The organism is Curtobacterium sp. MCLR17_043 (genome assembly GCF_003224215.1).
GTDB lineage: Bacteria > Actinomycetota > Actinomycetes > Actinomycetales > Microbacteriaceae > Curtobacterium > Curtobacterium flaccumfaciens.
Window position 1 is genome coordinate 141,916 of sequence record NZ_QKLH01000002.1, and the last position, 23,405, is coordinate 165,320.

At 71.0% G+C, this 23,405-nt stretch carries 20 protein-coding genes; 6 read left to right on the forward strand and 14 right to left on the reverse strand.

Annotation, left to right across the window (positions count from 1 at the left end):
* Positions 1-5: 5 nt before the first annotated feature.
* From DEJ03_RS02465 to DEJ03_RS02485, 5 genes are all read right to left on the reverse strand, one after another.
* Positions 6-608, reverse strand: coding sequence for a substrate-binding domain-containing protein (locus DEJ03_RS02465; RefSeq protein ID WP_110863381.1), 603 nt, complete (start codon positions 606-608; stop codon positions 6-8).
* A gap of 1 nt (position 609) precedes the next feature.
* Positions 610-2,052 carry an MFS transporter gene (locus DEJ03_RS02470; protein ID WP_110863382.1) on the reverse strand — a complete coding sequence of 481 codons (1,443 nt, stop codon included), beginning with the start codon at positions 2,050-2,052 and terminating at the stop codon, positions 610-612.
* Between the two features lie 121 nt (positions 2,053-2,173).
* A complete protein-coding gene (locus DEJ03_RS02475; RefSeq protein ID WP_056070707.1) occupies positions 2,174-3,319 on the reverse strand; it encodes a cystathionine gamma-synthase in 1,146 nt (381 codons plus the stop codon).
* 13 nt (positions 3,320-3,332) lie between these two features.
* The gene (locus DEJ03_RS02480) at positions 3,333-4,697 is read right to left on the reverse strand and encodes a cystathionine beta-synthase (protein ID WP_110863383.1); all 1,365 of its coding nucleotides are present in this window, start codon (positions 4,695-4,697) and stop codon (positions 3,333-3,335) included.
* A gap of 174 nt (positions 4,698-4,871) precedes the next feature.
* A complete protein-coding gene (locus DEJ03_RS02485; RefSeq protein WP_110863384.1) occupies positions 4,872-6,746 on the reverse strand; it encodes an ABC transporter ATP-binding protein in 1,875 nt (624 codons plus the stop codon).
* Between the two features lie 126 nt (positions 6,747-6,872).
* On the opposite strand from DEJ03_RS02485, the gene DEJ03_RS02490 reads away from it, so the two are divergent.
* Complete coding sequence (locus tag DEJ03_RS02490; RefSeq protein ID WP_110863385.1) at positions 6,873-8,297, forward strand: amino acid permease; 1,425 nt, start codon at positions 6,873-6,875, stop codon at positions 8,295-8,297.
* 169 nt (positions 8,298-8,466) lie between these two features.
* On the opposite strand, the gene DEJ03_RS02495 is transcribed toward DEJ03_RS02490, so the two are convergent.
* From DEJ03_RS02495 to DEJ03_RS02515, 5 genes are all read right to left on the reverse strand, one after another.
* On the reverse strand, positions 8,467-9,384 hold the full coding sequence (locus DEJ03_RS02495; RefSeq protein ID WP_110863386.1) for a hypothetical protein: 918 nt from the start codon (positions 9,382-9,384) through the stop codon (positions 8,467-8,469).
* A gap of 273 nt (positions 9,385-9,657) precedes the next feature.
* The gene (gene rplL, locus DEJ03_RS02500) at positions 9,658-10,041 is read right to left on the reverse strand and encodes a 50S ribosomal protein L7/L12 (RefSeq protein ID WP_027466380.1); all 384 of its coding nucleotides are present in this window, start codon (positions 10,039-10,041) and stop codon (positions 9,658-9,660) included.
* A gap of 51 nt (positions 10,042-10,092) precedes the next feature.
* Positions 10,093-10,608 (reverse strand): 50S ribosomal protein L10, encoded by a 516-nt coding sequence (gene rplJ, locus DEJ03_RS02505; RefSeq protein ID WP_017888663.1) that lies wholly within the window; start codon positions 10,606-10,608, stop codon positions 10,093-10,095.
* Between the two features lie 279 nt (positions 10,609-10,887).
* Positions 10,888-12,420 carry a cell wall metabolism sensor histidine kinase WalK gene (locus tag DEJ03_RS02510; RefSeq protein WP_110863387.1) on the reverse strand — a complete coding sequence of 511 codons (1,533 nt, stop codon included), beginning with the start codon at positions 12,418-12,420 and terminating at the stop codon, positions 10,888-10,890.
* Complete coding sequence (locus DEJ03_RS02515) at positions 12,417-13,157, reverse strand: response regulator transcription factor (RefSeq protein WP_110863388.1); 741 nt, start codon at positions 13,155-13,157, stop codon at positions 12,417-12,419. The genes DEJ03_RS02510 and DEJ03_RS02515 overlap by 4 nt, the downstream gene beginning before the upstream one ends.
* Before the next feature lie 103 nt (positions 13,158-13,260).
* Here DEJ03_RS02515 and DEJ03_RS02520 point away from each other — a divergent pair, with 103 nt between their 5' ends.
* The 5 genes from DEJ03_RS02520 to DEJ03_RS02540 all read left to right on the forward strand — a co-directional run bounded on the left by DEJ03_RS02520 (position 13,261) and on the right by DEJ03_RS02540 (position 18,813).
* A complete protein-coding gene (locus DEJ03_RS02520) occupies positions 13,261-14,295 on the forward strand; it encodes an acyl-CoA/acyl-ACP dehydrogenase (RefSeq protein ID WP_110863389.1) in 1,035 nt (344 codons plus the stop codon).
* Positions 14,292-15,647 (forward strand): bifunctional PIG-L family deacetylase/class I SAM-dependent methyltransferase, encoded by a 1,356-nt coding sequence (locus DEJ03_RS02525; protein WP_258370455.1) that lies wholly within the window; start codon positions 14,292-14,294, stop codon positions 15,645-15,647. The genes DEJ03_RS02520 and DEJ03_RS02525 overlap by 4 nt, the downstream gene beginning before the upstream one ends.
* A complete protein-coding gene (locus tag DEJ03_RS02530; protein WP_110863391.1) occupies positions 15,644-16,354 on the forward strand; it encodes a glycosyltransferase family 2 protein in 711 nt (236 codons plus the stop codon). Before DEJ03_RS02525 ends, DEJ03_RS02530 begins: the two co-directional genes overlap by 4 nt.
* 129 nt (positions 16,355-16,483) lie before the next feature.
* The gene (locus DEJ03_RS02535) at positions 16,484-18,034 is read left to right on the forward strand and encodes an ABC transporter permease (RefSeq protein ID WP_110863392.1); all 1,551 of its coding nucleotides are present in this window, start codon (positions 16,484-16,486) and stop codon (positions 18,032-18,034) included.
* A gap of 101 nt (positions 18,035-18,135) precedes the next feature.
* Complete coding sequence (locus DEJ03_RS02540) at positions 18,136-18,813, forward strand: ABC transporter ATP-binding protein (RefSeq protein WP_110863487.1); 678 nt, start codon at positions 18,136-18,138, stop codon at positions 18,811-18,813.
* Between the two features lie 145 nt (positions 18,814-18,958).
* Here DEJ03_RS02540 and DEJ03_RS02545 read toward each other — a convergent pair whose 3' ends face one another.
* The 4 genes from DEJ03_RS02545 to DEJ03_RS02560 form a co-directional block, all read right to left on the reverse strand.
* On the reverse strand, positions 18,959-19,912 hold the full coding sequence (locus tag DEJ03_RS02545) for a biopolymer transporter Tol (RefSeq protein WP_110863393.1): 954 nt from the start codon (positions 19,910-19,912) through the stop codon (positions 18,959-18,961).
* A 141-nt stretch (positions 19,913-20,053) separates the two neighbouring features.
* A complete protein-coding gene (locus DEJ03_RS02550; protein ID WP_071406325.1) occupies positions 20,054-20,893 on the reverse strand; it encodes a carbohydrate ABC transporter permease in 840 nt (279 codons plus the stop codon).
* On the reverse strand, positions 20,886-21,881 hold the full coding sequence (locus DEJ03_RS02555) for a carbohydrate ABC transporter permease (protein ID WP_017888646.1): 996 nt from the start codon (positions 21,879-21,881) through the stop codon (positions 20,886-20,888). The genes DEJ03_RS02550 and DEJ03_RS02555 overlap by 8 nt, the downstream gene beginning before the upstream one ends.
* Positions 21,882-22,096: 215 nt before the next feature.
* The gene (locus tag DEJ03_RS02560; RefSeq protein ID WP_071406324.1) at positions 22,097-23,398 is read right to left on the reverse strand and encodes a sugar ABC transporter substrate-binding protein; all 1,302 of its coding nucleotides are present in this window, start codon (positions 23,396-23,398) and stop codon (positions 22,097-22,099) included.
* Positions 23,399-23,405: the final 7 nt, after the last annotated feature.

The window sequence follows — 23,405 nt, forward strand, 5'->3', positions numbered from 1 at the left end:
CGCTCCTACTCGGCGTCGGTCGTGTCGCCGTCCGTCGGGTCGGTCTCCGGCTTCTCGCCGCGCTGCAGGGACTGCACGACGTCGACCGCCGTCGCCGCCGTGTCGGCGTCGTCGCCCCCCGACGGCACGCGGTAGTCGGCGGACACCCCGTCGCCACCGGTGCCGGTCGCGGGCAGCGGATCACCGAGGGACACCACGACGACCCCGGCGTCGTGGGCGGTCTGGATCACGCCGGTCAGCGCGGACGGTCGGGCGGCGTGCACGAGCAGGGCCTTGGCCCCCTTCCGCACGAGCTGGGCGACCGCGGTCCGCTGGGACGCCGCTGCACCCGATGCCGGAGCGACCCGGACGTCCGGCCGGAACCCGGCATCGGTCAGGTCGGTGCGGAGCCGGTCGGCGAGGGCCGCGTCGTCGTGGACCAGGACGACACCGATCACGGCCTGCTGGTCGAAACCCCCGTCGGAACTCGTCAGGTCGGTGCTCTGCACGGGTGTGGGGGCAGCCGACGTCGTGCCCTGGCACCCGGCCAGGGTCAGGGCCGCCGCCAGGGCAACGGTCACGGCGACGATGCGCAGCACGGTGGTCTCCTCTTCGGTCCGGTCTGCCACGCTACCCGGCGGCCGGGCCGTGCGACGACGGAGTCCGCGACGGGACTGTTCCGCCCGGGCCTGCCGGGGCTGTCGTCACCGGCGCAGGCACGGGGCCGAGCCGTCGGACGGCCGCGATCGCCAGCGCGGCGAACCCGATCATCGCCGCGAACACCAGGGGGAACGACACGGTGCCGTCGGCGCCACCGGTCGCGGTGAAGAGCAGGCCGGTCACCGCGAGACCGATCACGCTGCCGGCGGCATCGGCGATCGTCAGGGCCGAGCTCGCGAACCCGTCGTCGCCCTCGCCGGAGAACCGCAGGGTCAGCATCGAGGCGCGCGGGTAGATCGCCCCCATGCCCGCGCCGCCGACGAACCAGCCGGCGACCAGCACCCACCACGACAGGTCGAACGTCGCGACCGCGAGCGCGGTCACCAGGCTGACGAGCACCAGCGTCAGCCCGACCCCGAAGGTGCGACGGGCGGTGAGCCGCCGCTCCCCCAGGCGGCCGTGCGCCCAGCTCGACGCGGCCCAGCTGAGTGCCGCCACCGTCAGGGCGAGCCCCGCAGCGGACGGCGACAACCCGTGTTCGGCCTGCAGCAGGAACGGCACGTACGCCTCGCTCCCGAAGAACGACGCGGCGACGAGCCCGCGCAGCAGCACGACCGACGGCAGCCCGGCCGCGGCGCGGAACGTCCCGGTCGGCAGCAGCGGCCGCAGGGCGAACCAGGTGCCGACCAGCCCGACGACGACCGCCGCGACCATGCCCCACGGGGTCAGGTCCGGGGCCACGTTGAGCAGCAGGATCGACACGGCCGCCGCCACCGACCACCCGATCCGGACCCGCTGCCACGGCGGGCGGAGCGACGCGGCCGGGGCGTGCAACCGGCCGAGGGTCGGCACGAGCAGGACGAACGCCGCCAGCGCGATCACCAGGGCCCCGGCGAAGACCCAGTGCCAGTTCCAGGTGTCGGTGACGATGCCGGCCAGCGCGGGACCGATCAGCGCGGGGACGACCCAGGCCGCGGCGAACCCGGCGAACACCGGTCCGTGCAGCTCGGCGGGGAAGATCCGGGCGACCAGCACGTACAGCACCACGTCGATCGCCCCGGCGCCGAACCCCTCGATGAGGCGCCCCGCCAGGAACACCTCCATGGTCGGCGCGAGCATCACCACGGCGGTCCCCACGGCGAAGAAGACCGCCGACACCCAGGCAACGATCCGTCCGCCCGCGCGGTCGGCCCAGTTGCCGGCGAGGACCATGCCGGGCACCCCGGCGGCGAGTGGCGCGGCGAAGGCGAGCGCGTACAGGGTCTCGCCGTCGAGGTCGCGGCTGATCACCGGCATGATCGTCGTCATCGCCAGGTTCTGGAACGCCGCGACGCCGACGATCGCGACCATGCCGATCGTCGCGAGGGCGTACGGCCCGCTCAGCAGGCTGGTCCGCGACGCCGTTGTGCTCACCCGATCATCGTAGGGGCGGGCGCCGACGACACGGTGGCGCGTCCCGCGTCCCGCGTCCCGCGTCCCATGTCCAGCGTCCCGCGTCAGCAGTGCCCGCGTCACCGCGGCAGCAGGGCCCGCTTCAGCGCGCCAGCGCCTGCTCCAGGTCCGCCACCAGGTCGCCGGCGTCCTCGATGCCCACCGACAGGCGGACCACGTTCTCCGGCACGGCCAGCTCGGTGCCCTTCACCGACGCGTGGGTCATCTCGCTCGGGTACCCGATGAGCGACTCCACGCCACCGAGCGACTCGGCCAGGGCGAACAGCTCCGTCGACTCCGCGAACCGCTTCGCCGCCTCGGCGCCGCCGGACAGCGCGACCGAGAGCATCCCGCCGAAGCCGCGCATCTGGCGGGCGGCGACGTCGTGCCCCGGGTGGTCGGGCAGGCCCGGGTAGTAGACGCGCTCGACGCCGGGCGCGACGACGAGCGCCTCGGCGACGGCCTGCGCGTTCCGCGAGTGCCGCTCCATGCGCACCGCGAGCGTCTTGATGCCACGGGTGGTCAGGTAGGCGTCGAACGGCGACGAGATCGCACCCGCGCCGAACTGCAGGAACTGCACCTTCGCCGCGAGCTCCTCGTCCGCCAGCACGACGGCTCCGCCGACGACGTCGGAGTGTCCGCCGAGGTACTTCGTGGTCGAGTACACGACGACGTCGGCACCGAGCGACAGCGGCTGCTGCAGGTACGGCGACGCGAACGTGTTGTCCACGACCACCAGGGCGCCCGACTCGTGCCCGAGGGTCGCGAGCGCGGCGATGTCCGCGATCTTCATGAGCGGGTTCGTCGGCGTCTCGACCCACAGCACGGTGGTGGCCGGTGCGCCCTGCAGCGCCGCGCGGACCTGGTCGAGGTCGCTCATGTCGACGACGACGAGCTCGACGCCCCACGGCACGTGCAGCCGGCTCACCAGGCGGTGGGTGCCGCCGTACACGTCGTTGCCCATCACGACGCGGCCACCGGGGACGAGCGCGGCGCGGAGCAGGGCGTCCTCGGCAGCGAGCCCGGACGCGAACGACGACGCCGCGACGCCGCCGTCGAGGTCGGCCAGGAGCACCTGCAGCGAGTCACGCGTCGGGTTGCCGGCGCGCGAGTACTCGTAGCCGTTGCGCATGCCGCCGACGCCGTCCTGCACGTACGTCGACGTCAGGTGGATCGGCGGGATGACGGCGCCGGTGGTCTCGTCGGGCTCCTGGCCGGCGTGGACGGCCCGGGTGCTGAACTCGGTCATGCTCGGTGGTTCCTTACTCGGAGAGGTAGGTGAGGAGGTCGTGCCGGGTCAGCACGGTGACGGGCTTGCCGTCCGCGACGACGAGGAGCGCGTCGGCCGACTCGAGCGCACGACGCGCCGCGGAGACCGACTCGCCGACGCCGATGAGGGGCAGCGGGTCGCCGACGAAGCCGGTGAGCGCGTCCGACATCTTCGCGGTGCCGGTGAAGACCTGCTCGAGCAGCGCCTTCTCCTCGACGGCGCCGACGACCTCGCCGATGACGACGGGCGGCTCCGCGCTGAGCACGGGCATCTGCGAGACGCCGTACTTGGTCATGATGTCGACGACGTCGCGCACGGTGTCCGCCGGGTGCGCGTGCACGAGGTCGGGCAGGCGGCCGTCCTTGCCGGCGATGAGCGAGCCGACGGTGCGCTCGTCGTCGGTCTCGGCGAAGCCGTAGGAGCGCATCCACCGGTCGTTGAAGATCTTGCCGAGGTAGCCGCGGCCGCCGTCCGGCAGCAGCACGACGACGACGTCGTCCTCGGTCAGGTCACGGGCCGCGCGGAGCGCCGCGACGACGGCCATGCCGCTTGAACCGCCGACGAGCAATCCCTCTTCGCGCGCCAGGCGCCGGGTCATCGCGAAGGAGTCGGCGTCCGACACGGCGATGATCTCGTCCGGCACGCCGGCGTCGTACGCGCTCGGCCAGAAGTCCTCGCCGACGCCCTCGACCAGGTACGGGCGACCGGTGCCGCCGGAGTACACGGAGCCCTCGGGGTCGGCCCCGACGATGCGGACGCCGCCGTCGGACGCCTCCTTCAGGTACCGTCCGGTGCCCGAGATAGTTCCGCCGGTGCCGACGCCCGCGACGAAGTGGGTGATCTGCCCCTCGGTGTCGCGCCAGATCTCCGGACCGGTGGTCTCGTAGTGGCTGCGGGGACCGTTCGGGTTCGCGTACTGGTTCGGCTTGTAGGCGCCGGGGATCTCCTGCACGAGCCGGTCCGACACCGAGTAGTAGGACTCTGGGTGCTCCGGCGCGACCGCGGTCGGGGTCACGACGATCTCGGCGCCGTACGCCGTCAGCACGTTGCGCTTGTCCTCGCCGACCTTGTCGGGCAGCACGAAGACGCACCGGTAGCCGCGCTGCTGTGCGACCAGGGCCAGACCGACGCCGGTGTTGCCGGAGGTCGGCTCGACGATGGTGCCGCCGGGGCGCAGGTCACCGGAGGCCTCGGCCGCGTCGATGATCCGGGTGGCGATGCGGTCCTTGGACGACCCACCGGGGTTCAGGTACTCGACCTTCACCAGGATGGTCGCCCGCACCCCCTCGGTCACCCGGTTGAGCTTGACGAGCGGGGTGTCGCCGACGAGGTCGACGACGGAGTTCGCGTAACGCACGGCGTCGAGTCTAGGACGCGGTCCCCGCGTCCCGCTGGGATGTGTCGTGCGCGGACAACGCACCGTGATCCCGCGGCGGGCGACGTGCCCTGGTCGCGCTGCGCGCCGGACGGGAGGCCCGTGCGGACGCCGCCACGGGCCTCCTGTCCGGCGCCCGGTCGCGACCACGACCGGTCAGGGCCGGACGACGTCCGCCGACGTGTTCTGCTGCCGGTGCAGCTGGGCGTACGTGCCGTCGAGGGCGAGGAGTTCGTCGTGCGTGCCCTGCTCGACGATCTGCCCGTGGTCCAGGACGAAGATGACGTCGGCGTCGCGGATCGTCGACAACCGGTGCGCGATCGAGATGGTGGTCCGACCGGCCGCCGCAGTGTCGAGCGCCGTCTGCACGACGTGTTCCGAGATGGAGTCGAGTGCACTGGTGGCCTCGTCGAGGACGAGCACCGGCGGGTCCTTCAGCATGACCCGCGCGATGGCGATGCGCTGCTTCTCGCCACCGGACAGGCGGTAGCCGCGCTCCCCCACGACGGTGTCGTAGCCGTCCGGGAACGACGCGATCGTGTCATGGATGTTCGCCGCACGGGCCGCACGCTCGAGCTCGTCGTCGGTGGCGTCCGGCTTGGCGTACCGCAGGTTCTCGCCGATCGTGGCGTGGAACAGGTACGTCTCCTGGCTGACGATGCCGACGTGCCGCATCAGGTCCTCGTGCACCAGGTCGCGGACGTCCTGCCCGGCGAACCGCACCGATCCCTCGGTCGCCTCGTACAGCCGGGGCACCAGGTAGGACACCGTCGTCTTGCCCGCGCCGGAGGGGCCGACGAAGGCCGCGAACTGCCCGGGGCGGAGCTCGAACGACACCCCGCGCAGAGTCGGCTTGTCAGCTTCGCCGTCGGGGTAGGTGAAGACGACGTCCTCGAAGGCGACGTGGCCGACCTTCGACTCGTCCACGGGCCGGGCGGTCGGCGAGTCCGTGATGGCCGGCTTGAGGTCGAAGTACTCGAAGATGCGGGCGAAGAGCGCACCGGAGGTCTGCAGGTCGAGGACCACGCGCAGCAGCCCGACCGTCGGGAACAGCAGCCGGGACTGCACCGTCGTGAACGCGACGATCGTGCCGGCCGTGATCGGGACGTCGCCGATGATCAGGTACGCGGCGACGACGTAGATGATCGCCGGGATGATCGACAGGAAGATCTGCACGATCGCGAAGAACCACTGCCCGGACATCTGCTGGCGCACCTGCAGGGTGATCTGGTTGCGGTTCTCGTCCCCGTAGCGGCGGGTCTCGCTGGCCTGCTGGTTGAAGCTCTTCGCCAGCAGGATGCCCGAGACGCTCAACGCCTCTTGGGTGATGGCCGTCATGTCGGACAGCGACTCCTGCGTCTGCGCGGCGATGCGGGCGCGGACCTGGCCGACGCGGCGCTGCGCGATCACGAGGAGCGGCAGCAGGACCACGGCGACCAGCGTCATCTGCCAGCTCAGCAGGAGCATCGCGACCACGGCGGCGATCACGGTCACGGTGTTGCCGAGCACCGACGAGATCGTGTTGTTCAGCACGCTCGCCACGCCACCGACGTCGTTCTGCAGGCGCGACTGGATGACGCCGGTCTTGGTGCGGGTGAAGAACGCGAGCTCCATCCGCTGCAGGTGCGCGAACAGGCGCATCCGCATCGCACCCATGACCTTGTTGCCGACCGTCGCGGTCAGGTACGTCTGCCAGACGCCGACCCCGGCGCTCGCGATCCAGAGCAGGACCATCGCGGACACGAGCTCGACCAGCACCGGGACGTCGGGGCGACCCGACGGCGGGAACAACCCACGGTCGAACGCCTGCTGGGTGAGCAGTGGCGGCACGACCGAGATGGCCGCACCGATCAGCACGAGGACGACTGTGAGCACGATCGCCCGACGGTGCGGCTCGAACAGTGCGGCGATGCGCCGGACCAGGTGCGGGATCCTCGGCGCCTCGGCGTTGGCGGCCTTCTGCGCGCGGAAGTCGCCGCTCGAGATGCGCCCACCCCCGCGCGGACCGCCGCCTCGCCCGCCGTGTCCCATGCTCATGGAGCCACCGTAGCCCCGCGCTCGGACATCGACCGCCCTGTCCACAGCCCCGCAGTATTTGACCCCGTTCAGGGGGCGTGCGAGCATGTGCCGTCCCCGTCCCCGCACCACCGAGGTCCCATGTCGTCCGCGCCGTCACGTCCCACGTCCCTGGGGGCGCAGCTCGCCCGCCGCAAGCCGATCGAGCAGCTGCAGGCCGAAGCCTCCCGCGGTGTGAACGGGGAACCGCTCCGTCGGTCGCTCGGGGTCTGGCAGCTGACGATGATCAGCGTCGGGGCCACGCTCGGCACCGGCATCCTGGTCGTCCTCGGCACCGCGGTCCCGCTCGCCGGTCCCGCCGTCTGGATCTCGTTCGTCGTCGCGGGGATCGCCGCGCTGCTGTCCGCGCTGTCGTACGCCGAGATGGCGGGCGCCGTCCCGACCTCGGGGTCCAGCTACTCGTACACCTACGCCACGATGGGCGAGGGCATCGCCTGGATCTGCGGATGGTGCCTCGTGCTCGAGTACGCCGTCTCGGTGGCCGCGGTCGCCGTCGGTGCCAGCGAGTACGTCGACGAGACCCTGCGCGTGTTCGGACTGCACCTGCCCACCGCACTCGCCGCTCCCCCGGTCGACGGCGGCGTGGTCAACCTGCCCGCGGCGGTCCTGGTCCTGCTCGCCACCGCCGTGCTGCTGCCCGGTGCCCGCGAGAGCGCCTGGGTGAACACGGTCATGGTGATCGTGAAGATCGCTCTGCTGGTCTTCTTCGTCGTCGTGGCGTTCACGGCGTTCCGGGCGCAGAACTTCGAACCGCTCGCCCCGATGGGTGCCGCCGGGGTCACCGCCGCCGCGTCACGGCTCTTCTTCTCGTACATCGGCTTCGACGCCGCTTCGACCGCCGGTGAAGAGGCGAAGAACCCCCGCCGCGACCTGCCCCGGGCGATCATCGGCTCGATCGCGCTCATCACCGCGCTGTACATCCTCGTCGCGATCGCTGCCGTCGGGGCCCGCTCGTGGACCGCGTTCTCGTCGTCCGAGGCGTCGCTCGTCCGCATCGTCGTCGACGTCACGGGGCAGCCGCTCGTCGCCCTCGTGTTCTCGATCGGCGCCGTCGTCGCCATCGCCAGCGTCGTGCTCACCGTCCTGTACGGCCAGACCCGCATCCTGCTCACGATGTCCCGCGACGGTCTGGTGCCGAAGGTCTTCGGCCGGGTCTCCCGACGCACCGGCACCCCGATCGCGAACACGCTCATCATCGGGATCGCCGTGACGATCGTCGCCGCGCTCGTGCCCCTCGGGGAACTCGCCGACGCCACGAGCATCGGCACCCTCGTCGCATTCGCCCTGGTGAACGTGTCCGTCATCGTGCTCCGCCGCTCGCAGCCCGACCTGGAGCGCTCGTACCGGGTGCCGCTGTTCCCCGTCGTGCCGGTCCTCGGCACCCTGAGCTGCGTGCTGCTCGCGGTGTTCCTCGGCGCCACCACCTGGATCGCCTTCGGCATCTGGATGGTCGCCGGTGCCCTGCTCTACCTGGCCTACGGCCGCCGCCACAGCACCCTGCGCTGACGCGCGCGCGCCACGCCGCCCCGCCCGCCCGCCGCGCCGACCTCACGCGCTCACTCCCGCAAAGCGACGGATGCCCGCGGAACATTCGCGGCACTCTGTCGCTCTGCCGGGAGGCATGACTCACCTCCCGCGAGAAGTGTCGCTCTGGCAGCACCAACAAGCCAGGACGTCATCGGCACGGCACACCGTGCTGACGGAACAGGGTTCGGAGGCGCTCCGGCACGACGAGGTGCTCCCAGTACACGCGGACGAACCCGTTGACCTCGCCGCGAGCACGGACCCGGTCCTCGCGCCGCTTCTCGCTCCAGACGGCGTCGGCGCCGCTCCTCCCCCGCAGCATCTCGCGGTCCTCGTACTTCTGCCGCCCGTCGAACTCGATCACGATCCCCTGCCTCGGCAACCAGAAGTCGACCCGGTCAACGGCGCCGTCCACGCCGGCGAACTCGTGCTGCGGTTCCATGTCCGGGCACCCGAGCTCGGCCGCACGCGCTGCGAAGTAGGACTCGCCCACCGACTCGTGGCGGACATCGCAGATCTCCAACGCGTGCTCAAGGCGGACCGCGCCCCACGGACCGGCAGTCAGCGCCAGGTGCTCGAGGTCTTCGTGCCGGACTCCGTTGCGGAGCGCGTGGTCCAACCCGACGACCGCTGCAGCCAGGGGTCCCCGACGGGCGAGCTCGATCGTCGTCTGCGCGAGAGCGGTGTACTCGACGCCGTGGAAACGGTGCCCCGACACGAGCGAGGACCCGGCGTGCATCGTCAGCCCGGTACGTCGGAGGTCGTGCTCCAGTGCGGGCAGGTTCGCATGGACGCGCTCCGGCCACGGGTCGAGACGAGGTGCCCCGAGGATCGCAGCCGCTGAGTCGAGCGACCACACAGCGCCTCCGCGGAGCAGCGGGAGAGCGGCCCGCATGCGGACGAGGTGTCGACTCCGGCCGTCGAGCGCGTCCCACGCCGAGCGGTCGACGTAGACGCCATGTCGCACGCGGACGAGTTCACCGGCCAGCTTGCGGCGCTGCAGCTGTCGAGCGTCCGCGCGGTCGAGTCTGTTCGTCCGGAACAGTGCGATGGCGTTGGCGGGGTGCATGGCAGCACTCTGTCGCCCAGCGCAACCGATGTCGGCGACGTTCGCCGATCTGTGGAGAATCCACGCGCCTCCAGGCGGTCGTGCGGCGATGCCAAAGCGACGATTCTCCGGAAGTGGGCACCGTCAGAGGCGCTGAAGCGACAAGAAGCTGTGCTCTTTCCGGGCCCATCTGTCGCTTTGGGGAAAGCGACAAGAAGAAGCGCACACACCCCAGCACACGACGAAGGCCGCCGCCCCGAGGGGCAGCGGCCTTCGTGACCGGAACGGTCGAGACTACGCGAGCTCGATCGTGGCGCCAGCGGCCTCGAGGGTCGCCTTCGCCTTGTCGGCGGTCTCCTTGTTCGCACCCTCGAGGATCTTGGCGTCGGCGGTCTCGACGAGCGCCTTGGCCTCACCGAGGCCGAGCGACGTCAGGCCACGGACCTCCTTGATGACCTGGATCTTCTTGTCACCAGCGGACTTGAGGATGACGTCGAACTCGGTCTTCTCCTCAGCGGCCTCGGCCGGAGCAGCTGCGCCGGCGGGGGCGGCAGCGGCGACCGGGGCGGCCGCGGTGACCTCGAAGACCTCTTCGAACTTCTTCACGAAGTCCGAGAGCTCGATGAGCGTGAGCTCCTTGAAGGCCTCGATGAGCTCGTCCTGCGAAAGCTTCGCCATGATTTTCTCCTACTACTAGCTAGTACGTGTGGTTGATGAACGCGAGCCTGATCAGGCCGCGGACTCCTGCTTCTCGCGAAGGGCGTCCACGGTGCGGACGGCCTGCGAGAGGGGTGCCTGGAACAGGTACGCAGCACCGAACAGCGAGGCCTTGAGTGCGCCGGCGAGCTTGCCGAGCAGCACTTCACGGGACTCGAGGTCGGCGAGCTTGTCCACCTCGGTCGCGGTGAGCGGGTTACCGTCGAAGTAACCACCCTTCACCACGAGCTCGGGGTTCGCCTTGGCGAATGCACGCAGCGACTTCGCGACGGCGACGGTGTCACCGTGGACGAAGGCGAGAGCGGACGGACCGGCGAGCTCGTCGTCGAACGACGAGATGCCGGCGTTGTTCGCCGCGATCTTGGTCAGCGTGTTCTTCACCACGGCGTACGTGGCGTGCTCACGGATCGAGTTGCGGAGCTCCTTGAGCTGCGCGACCGTGAGACCGCGGTACTCGGTGAGCAGAACGGCGTTCGAGCTACGGAAGGACTCCGTGAGCTCGGCGACCGCAGCTTCCTTGTTCGCCATGGTTCTCCTTGGGGGTCTTGCCGGCAGCCCCAGGTCCACGAACGAAAAAAGCTCCGGCGCAGAGGCTCGGAGCTGCTCTCACCAGATGGTGGGAGTGGTTCGGAACACCTGCGCGGGATGCCTCACGAGTGAGGACCTTCGGTCACGATGTTCACAAACACGTTGCGAGCAGCACGACATCCGGCGGTCTTTGGCTTCGAGAACAGTAGCAGATGCCGTGGACGAGACCAAACAGCGGTCGGGAGGCGCGGGGCGGGCCCGCCCCGCGCCTCCCGTCCGTCAGTGGGTACGGTCCACCGCAGCGGGTGTCGCCGACCAGTCCGCGGACCCGGCAGGGTCAGCCGACGACGACGCGACAGCCCCGGCCCCGGCCCCGGCCCCGGCGGCAGCCGCAGCCGCAGCCGGGTCGCGGGGCAGGTGCACCGTGAACACGGTGTCCCCCGGTTCGCTCGTGACCTCGACCCGGCCGCCGTGCGCCTGCACGACCGCGTCCACGATGGCGAGCCCCAGGCCGGTCGATCCGACCGTGCGGGACCGCGAACTGTCCGCCCGGGCGAAGCGCTCGAACAGCTTCGGCAGGAACTCCGGGTCGATGCCCTGGCCGGTGTCGCGCACGGTCAGGTCAACGCCGCCGTCGACCGGGGCGAGGCCCACCGTGATGCGGGTGCCCTCGGGCGTGTGGGTCCGGGCGTTCGTGACGAGGTTGACGATGACCTGGTGCAGGCGTGCGGCGTCCCCCGTGATGGTGACCGGCTCCGGCGGGACGTCGACCTCGATCGGGTGTTCGGGGGACGCGGCGTGGGCGTCGTTCACGGCGTCGAGCACCAGTCCGGTCAGGTCGACCTCGGCGAACTGGATCTCGCGGCCTTCGTCGAGCCGGGCGAGGAGCAGCAGGTCCTCCACCATCGAGGTCATCCGGATGGACTCGGACTCGATGCGGCTCATCGCGTAGACGACGTCCTTCGGCAGGTCGCCGCCCATGCGCCGGGTGAGTTCGGCGTACCCGCGCACCGAGGCGAGCGGTGTCCGGAGCTCGTGCGAGGCGTCGGCGACGAACTGCCGCACCTTCTGTTCCGAGCGCTCCCGCGCCTGCATCGCACTGCCGATGTGCCCGAGCATGCGGTTGAAGGCGCTGCCGACCCGGCCGACCTCGGTGCGGGGGTCGGTGTCGGGCACACGGACACCGTCGAGGGCGTCACTGCGATCGAGCGGCATGCGTGCGACGGTGGAGGCGGTCTCGGCGACGCGCTCGAGCGGCCGGAGCGACTGCCGGACCACGAACGCCGCGACGACCGAACCGGCGACCAGTGCGGCTGCCAGGACGGAGAGGACCCCGGCGAACAGCTTCCAGACGCTGTCGTAGACGGGGGCCATCGGGAGCCCCACGACCAGGACGGCCGGGCCGACGTTGACGGCGGCGAGGCGGTACCGCCCGACATCCGAGCCGAGGTCGATCGTCTCCGGGTCGGCGTCCACGCGGACGGACCCCAGTGCCTCGGCGCTGGCCTGCGGGATCCCGCTCGGACGGCCGTAGTCGTCGAGCACGTTCGCGATGACGACCTGCCCGTCGACGAAGTACGCCGTCAGGGTGCCGGCGGCCTGCCCGGACGGCCGGGACAGGTCGATGCTCGGCTGCCCCGACTGGTTCTGCTGCAGGTACCGCTGTGCCCGGTGGGTCGCGCTCGTGATCTGCTTGTCGATCGCGCTGGTCTGGATCGAGAAGAGCGCGATGAGGCTCGCCCCGCCGATCACCGCGCTGACGGCGACGACGAGGGCGACGATGCTCAGGACGAGCCGGCGCCGCAGGGTCACGAGGTCGGCTTGATGACGTACCCGACGCCGCGCACCGTGTGGATCATCGGGGTCTCACCGGCGTCGATCTTCTTGCGCAGGTAGGAGATGTAGATCTCGACGACCGACGACTTGCCGCCGAAGTCGTACGACCACACCCGGTCCAGGATCTGCGCCTTCGAGAGCACGCGGCGGGGGTTCCGCATCAGGAACCGGAGCAGCTCGAACTCGGTGGCGGTCAGTTCGACCGGGCGGCCGGCGCGGTGCACCTCGTACGACTCCTCGTCGAGCACCAGGTCGCCGACGACGATGCGGGAGTCCCCGGCCTCGGAGATCGAGATCTGCGAGCGGCGGATGAGCCCACGCAGCCGCGCCACGACCTCCTCGAGGGAGAACGGCTTGGTGACGTAGTCGTCGCCGCCCGCGGTGAGCCCGGTCACGCGGTCCTCGACCGAGTCCTTCGCGGTGAGGAACAGCACCGGGGTGTCGTCGTTGTTCTGCCGCAGCCGGCTCAGCACCTGCAGCCCGTCGAGGTCCGGCATCATCACGTCGAGCACCATCGCGTCGGGCTTGAACTCCCGCGCGGTCGTCAGGGCGTCCTGCCCGCCGTTCGCGCTCTTGACGTCCCAGCCCTCGTAGCGGAGCGCCATGGACAACAGGTCGGTGAGGCTGGCTTCGTCATCGACGACCAGGATGCGCAACGGGGTTCCGTCGGCACGCGTGAGGCGCGGGGCTGCTGCGGGCTGGGAGATGGTCACGTCTTCGAGTATCGAGAAGTTCCTATGAGTCGTCTGTGGCGCGGCCCAGTGCGTTCTGTGGATCGAGGACACGTCCACGTCTGCCGCTCCGTACGTTGGGAGCATGTTGCGATCTGCAGCCTGGCCCCCGTCGGCCCGGCACCTGGACACCGCGCGGATCGAACGGACGACCGGGAGGCCCGGCTCGCCACCGACGGACCGCCTCGCGGTCGCGCGGGCGGTCGCCGCCACCACCCCACCCCTGTCCGCCGGCACGGCCGGCGGGTTCTTCGGCACGCTCGCCGCGGTCGCCGCGGCGGACGTCGCCACCGCCCGCACCGTCGAGCCGCACCTGGACGCGCTCGGGATCCTCGCGCAGGCCGGGGTCGACGCCCCGGACGGCTCGACCTGGGGCGTCTTCGCGGCCGAGGGGCCGGGCCTCCGACTCGACGCCGCACCACAGCACGACGGCACGGTCCTGCTGCGCGGCACGAAGCCGTGGTGCTCGCTCGCCTCGACGCTCTCGCACGCCCTGGTCACCGCGCACCTGGGCGACGAGCGGGTCCTCGTCGCCGTGGACCTGCGACAGCCCGGGGTCACCGCGCACGACGAGGCCTGGGCCGCACGAGGCATGCCGGACGTGCCGAGCGGTCCGGTCGACTTCGACGGCGTCCGGGCACGACCCGTCGGGGCGCCCGGCTGGTACCTGCGACGCCCGGGCTTCGCCTGGGGCGGCATCGGCGTCGCGGCCTGCTGGTGGGGCGGTGCAGTCGGGCTCGCCCGGGTGCTCCGTGACACCGCGTCGGCGCACCCGGAGTCCGAGCTGCTGCAGGCCGCCCTCGGCGCCACCGTGGCCGACCTCGCCGACGCGGAGGACGCCCTCGCCGACGCCGCCGCCCGGATCGACGACTCCGACCCGGCCTCCGACGACTCCGACTGGCGGTTGCTCGCCCAGACCGTCCGGTCGCGGGTGCGCCGTTCGGTCGACGCCGTGCGCGAGCGGGTGGTCGCCACCATCGGCCCGGCTCCGCTGACCGCCGACCCCGCCGTCGCCGCGCGGGTCGCCGACCTCGAGCTCTACGTCCTGCAGGACCACGGAGCCCGCGACCTCGCCCGCATCGGCCGCATGGTGCTCGAGCGGGGCGGTGTCGCGTGGTGAGCTTCGACCACCGCGAGCCGGGCACCGACCCGGCGGCGTGGACGGGGTTCCTCGACGGCCTGGACGCACCGGCGATCGACCTGGCCGGTACCGGGACCGTGGTGGTCGTCGCGCCCCATCCCGACGACGAGACCCTCGGTGCCGGTGGGCTGATCGCGGCCGCTGCAGCGGCCGGCGTCCCCGTGCACGTGCTGCTGCTCACCCGCGGCGAGCGCTCCCACCCGGACTCCCCCACGACGACCCCGGAAGCGCTCGCCGCCGCCCGTGACGACGAGTTCGTGGCGGCCCTGCGCACCCTGCACGCCGACGTGACGTCGACCTCGGTGGGGATCCCGGACGGCGAGACCCGCGAGCACCGAGACCGAGTCGTCGACACCCTCGACACGGTGCTCGCCGGCGCCGCCCGCCCAGTGCTGCTCGTCGCACCGTGGCGCGGCGACGGGCACCGCGACCACCGCATCGCCGGCGAGGTCGCCGAGGCCGCCGCGGCGAGCGCCGCCGACGTCGGCCTGCTCGCGTACCCGGTCTGGGCCTGGCACTGGGACGACCCGGACCACTCCGTCGCCCCGTGGGACGACGTCCGGGCCCTGTCGCTGCCCGACGACCTCGTCGCCCGGAAGCGTGCCGCCCTCGACGCATACCCGTCGCAGACCCGGCCCCTGTCGCCCGCACCGGGGGACGAGGCGATCGTCGACGACCGGCACGCCGCCCACCACCTGCGGACGACGGAGTGGTTCTTCGCGCCGGGGCCCGCACCGTCGCGGTCGCGCGAGTCGTTCGACGCCCACTACGACCGGAAGCCCGAGGGGTGGGACTTCGACGGGTCCTGGTACGAGCAGCGCAAGCGGGCCGTGACGCTGGCGGCGCTCCCCCGCCCGCGCTACCGGTCGGCGCTCGAGCTCGGCTGTGCCACCGGGGTCCTGACGGCCGCCCTCGCCGAACGCGCGGACGACGTGCTCGGCACCGACATCTCGGCGGCGCCGCTGGAGCGTGCTGCCCACCGTGCCCCGACCGCGCGGTTCGTGCAGGCAGCCCTGCCGGCGGAGTGGCCGGACGGGCGCTGGGAGCTGGTGGTGATGTCCGAGGTCGGGTACTACCTGTCGCCCGCCGACCTCGACGCGACGATCGACCGTGTGCTCGGGTCGCTCGCCGACGACGGCGTGCTCGTGGCCTGCCACTGGCGGCATCCCGACGACGAGGCCGTGTCGAGCGGTGACGCGGTGGACGCGCGGCTGACCGAACGGTGGCCGCGTCCCGCTCTGCTCCGGCACGTGGAGGAGGACTTCGTCCTGAGCGTCCTTCCCGGCCCGGCGGTCACCTCGGTGGCCCGGGCCGAGGGGATCATCCGGTGACCGGACCGGAACCGCGTGCACGCATCGACGTCGTCGTGCCCGCGCACGACGAGGCGGACCGGATCGCCGCGTGCCTCGACGCGCTCCTGGTGGCCGTCGACCGGCTCGCCGCGGAGCGACCCGGGGTCGACGCCGCCGTCACGGTGGTGCTCGACGGCTGCACGGACGGCACCGCTCCGGTGGTCGCGCGGTACCCGGTCGACGTCCTGACCACGGACCGTGTCGGAGTCGGTCGGGCACGGACCATCGGGGCGACGCACGCCCTCCGTGCGCACGACGGCGACCCGGCGGCCCGGTGGCTCGCCCACACCGACGCCGATTCCCGGGTGCACGAACGGTGGCTCGTCCAGCAGTCCGACGCCCTGGCGTCCGGCGCGCAGGTGCTCGTCGGCGCCGTCGTCCCCGACCCGGACGACCTGGCGCCCGCGGTGCTCGACCGCTGGACGCGGGCGCACCCGCCCGGTGCTGCCCTCGGCCACGTGCACGGCGCGAACCTCGGCGTGCTCGCCGCGGCGTACGTCAGCCTCGGCGGGTTCGACCCCGTGCCCGAGCACGAGGACGCGCGGCTGGTGGCCCGGGCACGGGCGCTCGGTTTCCGGGTGGACGCCACCGTCGACCTGCCGGTGGTGACGAGCGGGCGCTTCGCCGGCCGGACCCCCGGCGGGTACGCGGAGCACCTGCGCCAGCGGTACGGCGACGTCGGCTGACCCGGCCTTAGTCGCCTCATAGGTGCGCGATGGGTCGGTCATCGACAGCGTGCCTAGCTTCTCCTCCGTCGGCCCCGCCGCGTGCTCTGCGCGGCCGGTGACCCCAGCCGGCCACCACCGAGGAGAACCATGTTCCTGACCTACCTCAGGCGCGAACTCACGAACCGCAAGAAGCAGACGGTCATCATCGCGATCGGGATGGCCCTGGCCATCGCCCTCGTGGTGATCGTGTCGTCGATCTCGGGTGGCGTGCAGGCAGCGCAGTCGAGCGTCCTGCAGTCCGTCTACGGCGTCGGCACCGACATCACCGTCACCAAGACCGCGACGGCGTCGACGAACGGCGGGCGTCCGAGCTTCGACTTCGGCAGCCAGGGCGACAGCGACGACGACAGCGGTTCGACCGACCTGTCGCAGTCGCGGCTCGCCGTCGCGCGCGGCACGAGCACCCTGAACGCCGCGAACCTGTCCACGATCACGAGCACCGACGGCGTCAAGGCCGCGACCGGTGTGCTGACCCTCGAGAACAGCACGTTCTCCGGCCAGGTCCAGCAGCAGTCGACCGACGACAGCAGCACGGACAGCAGCAGCAGCGACTCCAGCAGCGACAGCACCACCCAGCAGGGCCCGCCGAGCGGGGACACCGGCGGTGGCGGCGGGTTCGGCGGTGGGTCGTTCAGCGTCGACTCGTTCACGGTGACCGGCATCCCGGTGTCCGGCGCGACGGTCGGTCCGCTCACGAGCACCGAGCTCACGAAGGGGCGCACCTTCGCCGCGAAGGACGCGGGCAAGGACGTCGTCGTGCTCGATGCGTCGTACGCGAAGAGCGAGTCCAAGGCGGTCGGCGACACCGTCGACATCGGCGGCACCGACTTCACCGTCATCGGCATCGTCAGCTCCACCGGCTCGGCCTCGACCACGGGCTCGAACACCTACATCCCGCTCGACACCGCGCAGGCGCTGGCCGACCTCGACGGCAAGGTCACCTCGATCTACGTCTCCGCCGAGTCCTCGTCCGACGTCAGCACGATCAAGTCCGCACTGCAGGCGAAGCTGACGAGCGCCACCGTCTCCACCGAGGCCGACCTGGCCTCGAGCGTGTCCGGGTCGCTCAGCACCGCCTCGAGCCTGGTCTCGAACCTCGGCAAGTGGCTGTCGATCGTCGTGCTCGCCGCGGCGTTCCTCATCGCGATCCTCTTCACGATCTCCGGCGTGACCCGCCGCACCCGCGAGTTCGGGACCCTCAAGGCGATCGGCTGGTCGAACGGCCGCATCACCCGACAGGTGGCCGGCGAGTCCCTGGTGCAGGGCCTGATCGGCGGCGTGCTCGGCGCCGCGGCCGGCCTGATCGGCATCCTCGTCGTGAACGTCATCAGTCCGACGATCTCGGCGAGCGCCTCGAGCACGACCGGCGGGGGTGCCGGTGGCGGTGGTGGCATGCCCGGCGGCGCAGCGACCGCGGCCGCGGGCAGCGGCACGACGGGCGGTGCACCGGCAGGAGGCTTCGGCGGCGGCGCGAGCACCGCGTCGACGACCGACGTGGTCCTGCACGCCCCGGTGACCGTCGAGATCATCCTGCTGGCGATCGGCCTCGCGATCCTCGGCGGCCTCATCGCCGGCGCGCTCGGCGGCTGGCGTGCGAGCCGGCTCCGTCCGGCCGAGGCGCTCCGGAGCGTGGCCTGATGCCCGGCCGCACCGACACGACCGAACCGACGACAGGAGCAACCGTGACCAGCACCGACACCGCGACCGGCGAGGCGGAGGCGAGCCGTGCCTCCAGTCCGATGTACCGGCTGACGAACGTCAGCAAGACCTACCAGCAGAAGAACCGGACCGTCACCGCCCTGACGAACGTCCACCTGACGATCCCGCAGGGGCAGCTCGTGGCCGTGCAGGGGCCGACCGGCGGCGGCAAGTCGACGCTGCTGCAGATGCTCGGAGCGCTCGACCGGCCGAGTGCCGGGTCGATCCACCTCGGCGGCGACCGCGACGTGGCGAAGCTCGGCGACGGCGCGCTGACCGACCTGCGGGCGACCGAGATCGGCTTCGTGTTCCAGAGCTTCAACCTGATCCCGACGCTGACGGCGCTCGAGAACGTCGAGACGGCGTTCGCGGGGTCGCTCGCGAACCGGTCGCGGAGCGAGGTCCGCGAGCGTGCGGTCGCCGCGCTCCGCGAGGTCGGTCTGGGTGAGCGGATGGAGCACCTGCCGGCCGAGCTGTCCGGCGGTCAGCAGCAGCGCGTGGCGATCGCCCGGGCGCTGGCGAAGAACCCGAGCGTGCTGCTCGCCGACGAGCCGACGGGTGCGCTCGACGAGTCGACCCGCGACGAGATCATGGCGCTCATCGAGAAGCAGTGGCGGGAGCGCGGGCTGACCGTCGTCATCGTCACGCACGACTCGTGGGTCGCGAAGCGTGCCGAGCGGCGCCTGCACATCAAGCAGGGGCAGGTGCGCGAGGTCTAGCTGGGCTGGCGCACGCGCGGGCAGGCGCGGGGCGTCCGCCCGCGTTTCGCGGTGAGCGACAGTCCACGCGTCCGGCGGCGCGTGGACTGTCGCTCAGCGCGTGAGCTCGCCACCGATCCCGCCGCCGGCGCCGGCACCGCTCCCGCTACCCCGCCACCGGGTAGTCGCAGTACGCGAACCACGTCGAGTCCGGGGCCCACGGTGGCACGTTGACCGTCCCCTGCCCGCCGTCGAGGGCCACCAGGGTCTCGGGCTGGACCGCGATCCGGGCACCCCGGACGAGCGACCCCGGCAGCAGGCGCAGCTCGACGCGGTGGTCGGCCGGGTGGCCCTGCACGCCGGGCTCGTACGACAGGTAGAGCAGGTGTGCGGCATCCGGGGACAGGTGCGGGAACCAGTTCACCCGGTCGTCGTTCGTCAGGCGGACGGGGCTGTCGTGCCCGGGCCAGCGCACGGCCAGCTGCGCGGTGCCGGGGGTGAACCGCTCGGTGTTCCAGAGCAGGATCCCGCCGGCCGGACTGATGGTGCAGCCGTCGTCGGGGTGCTCGTCCCGCGTGACGAACGTCGGCTCGCCGGTCTCCGGGTCGACCATCGCGACGTCGGTGGTCCAGACGCCGTCCTCGGACAGCTCCCCCACGATCGCCGCGAGGGCGCTCCCGTCGGGGGCGATGCCGTGCAGGTAGAACTTGCGCTTGGTGGGCAGGGCCGCTTCGACGTCGGTGATCCGGGTCGCGGGGCCGCCCTCGGGCAGCGGGACGCGGTACAGCTCGCCGTCGCGGGCACTCACCGCGATGGAGCTGCCGGACGGGTCGAGCACGTGGTCGTTGTTGATCTCGTCGACGCCGTCCATCGGCACCGGCACGAGCGCCGTCTCGTCGAGCACGGTGCCGGTGCCACTGTCGGCCGACGGCAGTCGCAGCAGCCACAGGTCGCCGTCGCCGTTGAGCACCAGGGTCTCGGCGTCCAGGACGTTCGGCGCCTCGACGAGCACCGTCGCCGACTCGAACACGAGCCGCGAGGTGCGGGACTCGACGTCGTACACGTGCACGCGGCTGGTCTGTCCGGGCAGCAGCTGCCGCCCGCGGGTCTCGTCGCTCATGGTTCCATCCTGTCGGTCGTCGGCTGGTCGGGGTCGGTGGGTCGTCGGGTGGGGAACGGCAAAACACCGGTGTTCGCGCTGCACACCCCGTGATGCGGGGGCGTCGAGCGTGAACACCGGTGTCTTGCGGAAAGGCTCTGCCTACTTCACGGCACCCGCGGTCAGGCCGGCGACGAACTGGCGCTGGACCACGAGGAACGCGGCCACGACCGGGATCGACACGACGAGCGACGCCGCCATGACCTGGTTCCAGTACACGTTCGTCTGCGTCGAGTACTGCTGCAGACCGACCGCCAGGGTCGAACCGAGGCCGTTCGTCATGACCGAGGCGAAGAGGACCTCACCCCAGGCCGTCATGAACGAGTAGATCCCGACCGCCACCAGACCCGGACGGGCCGACGGCAGGATGACCCGGAACAGCGCACCCATCGGGCCCGAACCGTCGACCATCGCGGCCTCGTCGAGTTCGCGCGGGATGGTCTCGAAGTACCCGGCGAGCATCCAGATCGAGAACGGGAGCGTGAACGTCAGGTACGTGATGATCAGGCCGAGCCACGACCCGACGAGCTGGATGCCCAGGGAGTTGCCGAGGTTCGTGAAGATCAGGAACAGCGGCAGCAGGAACAGCACGCCGGGGAACATCTGCGTGGAGAGCACCGCGGTGGTGAAGGTGCTCTTGCCCTTGAAGTTCCAGCGCGAGACACCGTAGGCGGCGAACGTCGCGATGATCAGCGAGAACACCGTCGCCACCGTGCAGACCACGAGCGAGTTGATGAAGTACCGACCGAGCGGCACCGTCGACCACATGTCGATGAACGGCTGGAAGGTGATCCGCGACGGGATCCACGTGAAGTTGTCCTGCACGTCGCCGAGGGGCTTGATGGCCGTGGTGATCATCACGTAGAGCGGCACGACCGTGAACAGCGTCAGGACGACCAGGGTGATGATCTTGAAGGACTTGGCGCCAGTTGTCTCACGCACGGACGGACCTCCGGTTGGTCACGGCCAGGTAGATGCCGGTGACGACGAGCAGGAAGAGCAGGAGCAGGACGCTCATCGCGGCACCGGAGCCGAAGTTCCAGGTGATGAACGACGCGTTGTAGATGTGGAAGCTCAGCAGGTCCGCGGCGGGCGGCTGCGCGGTCGAGCCGAACAGCACGAACGGCGTGTTGAAGTCGTTGAACGTCCACAGGAACATCACGAGCACGAGCGTCACGTTGACGGGGCGGACCATCGGCAGCGTGATCGAGCGCCACTGGCGGAACGGCTTGGCACCGTCGACCGAGGCGGCCTCGTACACGTCGTTCGGCACCGACTGCAGGCCGGCCATGAGCATCAGGAACGCGAACGGCCAGGTCTTCCAGATCGCCACGACGACGACGGCCACGAACGCGTTGTTGCCGATGAGCCAGAACGGGGCGTTGCCGCCGAACAGCCCGAGTTGGTCGACGAGCAGGTGGTTCAGGGCCCCCGAGTCACGCTGGAACATGAACTTCCAGGTGATGACGCCGGCGTACATCGGCAGCGCGTAGGGCACGAGGAACAGGGTGCGGAAGAGTCCGCGTCCGGCGAACGGCTTCTGCAGCGCGACGGCTGCGGCCATGCCGAAGGTCCAGGACAGCCCGACCACGAGGACCGTGAAGGCGCACGTGATGAGGAACGAGTTGAGGACCCCGCGGCCGATCGCCTGGTCGAAGTCGACGACGACCTGGTAGTTCCGGAACCCGGCGAAGGGCGCGGCACCCCAGTTCGCGATGAAGTACTTGGTGAGCTGGATGAACGAGATCCAGATGCCGGTGAGCATCGGGACGATGTGGATGAGCAGCTCGAACAGGATGGCCGGCGCGACGAGCGCGTAGGGCAGCCAGTGGGTCTTGCGCTTGCGACCTGGCGGACGGCCCGACATCGTCGGGGCCTTCGTGTGCGTCAGGTCGATGCGCTCCGAGTCGGGCAGGACCGTCGTGGACATCTGGTGGGGCCTTTCGGCAGGAGGGGCGTGCAGGTGCGGTCCGCGCGGCCGTGGCAGCGGCCGGGAGGCGCGGGGTGCGTGGGGCGTCAGCCGCACGGCCGACGCGTGGTCGGCTCCGGGGCGTGTGCCTCACGGCCGACGGGTGGTCGGCCCTGGAGCGTCAGGGGTGGAGGCCCGGGCGCGTCCGTCGGACGCGCCCGGGCCTCCAGGGTGGATCAACCGGCGGCCTGGGACACCTGGTCCTGGGCGGTCTGCAGTGCCGACTTGATGTCGGCCTCGGAGACCTTGGAACCGGTCGCGATCTTGGCGAACATGTCGTTCATCGCCTTGCCGACCGTGGACTCGAACTGGTCCTCGGCGGGCACCAGCGGGAGCGGCTTCGCCTTGTTGTTGTAGATGTCGAGGAACGTCTTCGTCTGCTCGTCCGTGACGGAGTCAGCAGCCTCGGCGAGCACCGGCAGAGCCGAGTACGGCTTGTCCAGCGTCGTCTGCGTGTCCATGCTCGTCATGTACTTGACGAACTTGAGCGCGCCGTCCTTGTTCTTCGTGTTCTTGAAGACCGACAGGTTGATGCCAGCCGGGAACGAGGCGATCTGCTCGCCACCGCTCGGGGCGGGCAGCGCCACGACGCCGTACTCGGACGACTTCATGCCGAGGGACTCGATGGTCGCGTTCGCGTTGTTCTGGTTGAGGATGAACGCGGCCTTCTTCTTCGCGAAGTCCGTGGTCGACTGCGTCGCGTTGTCGTACTGCGCGTTCGACAGGTTGGCGACCTTCGAGTCCTGCATGAGGTCGAGGTAGCGCTTGATGCCGTCGACGTTGGCCTTCGAGGTGAAGGTCGGCTTGCCGTCCTTGTCGAACCACTCGCCACCGTTCTGCGCCGAGTTGATGAACGCGAAGTGCGAGTTCTCGGTGTACGAACCACCCGCGAGGCTGAAGCCGTAGGTGTCACCCTTGGTCAGCTTCTCGGCGTCGGAGACCATCTCCTCCCACGTGGTGGGCGGGGTGATGCCGGCGTCCGACAGCATCTTCTTGTTGTAGTACAGGCCGTAGGCGAGGCCGTAGAGCGGGACGCTCGTGACCGTCTTGTCGGGCGCGCCACCGGTGGACAGGGCGACCTTGCCGAACTTGTCCTCACCGCCGATCGCCTTCATCTCGGCGTCACCGAACTCCTGGAAGGCGCCGGTGGCCTGGAGCGAGGTCGCCCAGGTGTTGCCGATGTTGACGACGTCCGGGCCCTGGCCCGAGGTGACGGCGGTCTGGATCTTGTTCTGCAGGTCGTTCCAGCCGATGACCTGGAGGTCGACCTTGATCCCGGTCTCCTTGGTGAACTTCTTGAGGACGGGGGTCAGCACCTCCTTGTCGTTCTGCAGGGACGTGCCCTGGTTGGACGCCCAGTAGGTGAGCGTCTTGGAATCGCCGGAGTCGCCGGACGATCCGGAGGAGCAGGCTGCGAGGCCGGACACGGTGAGTGCGGCGGCCGCGGTGATGGCCAGTGCGCGGATGGCAGTGCGCATGACTCTC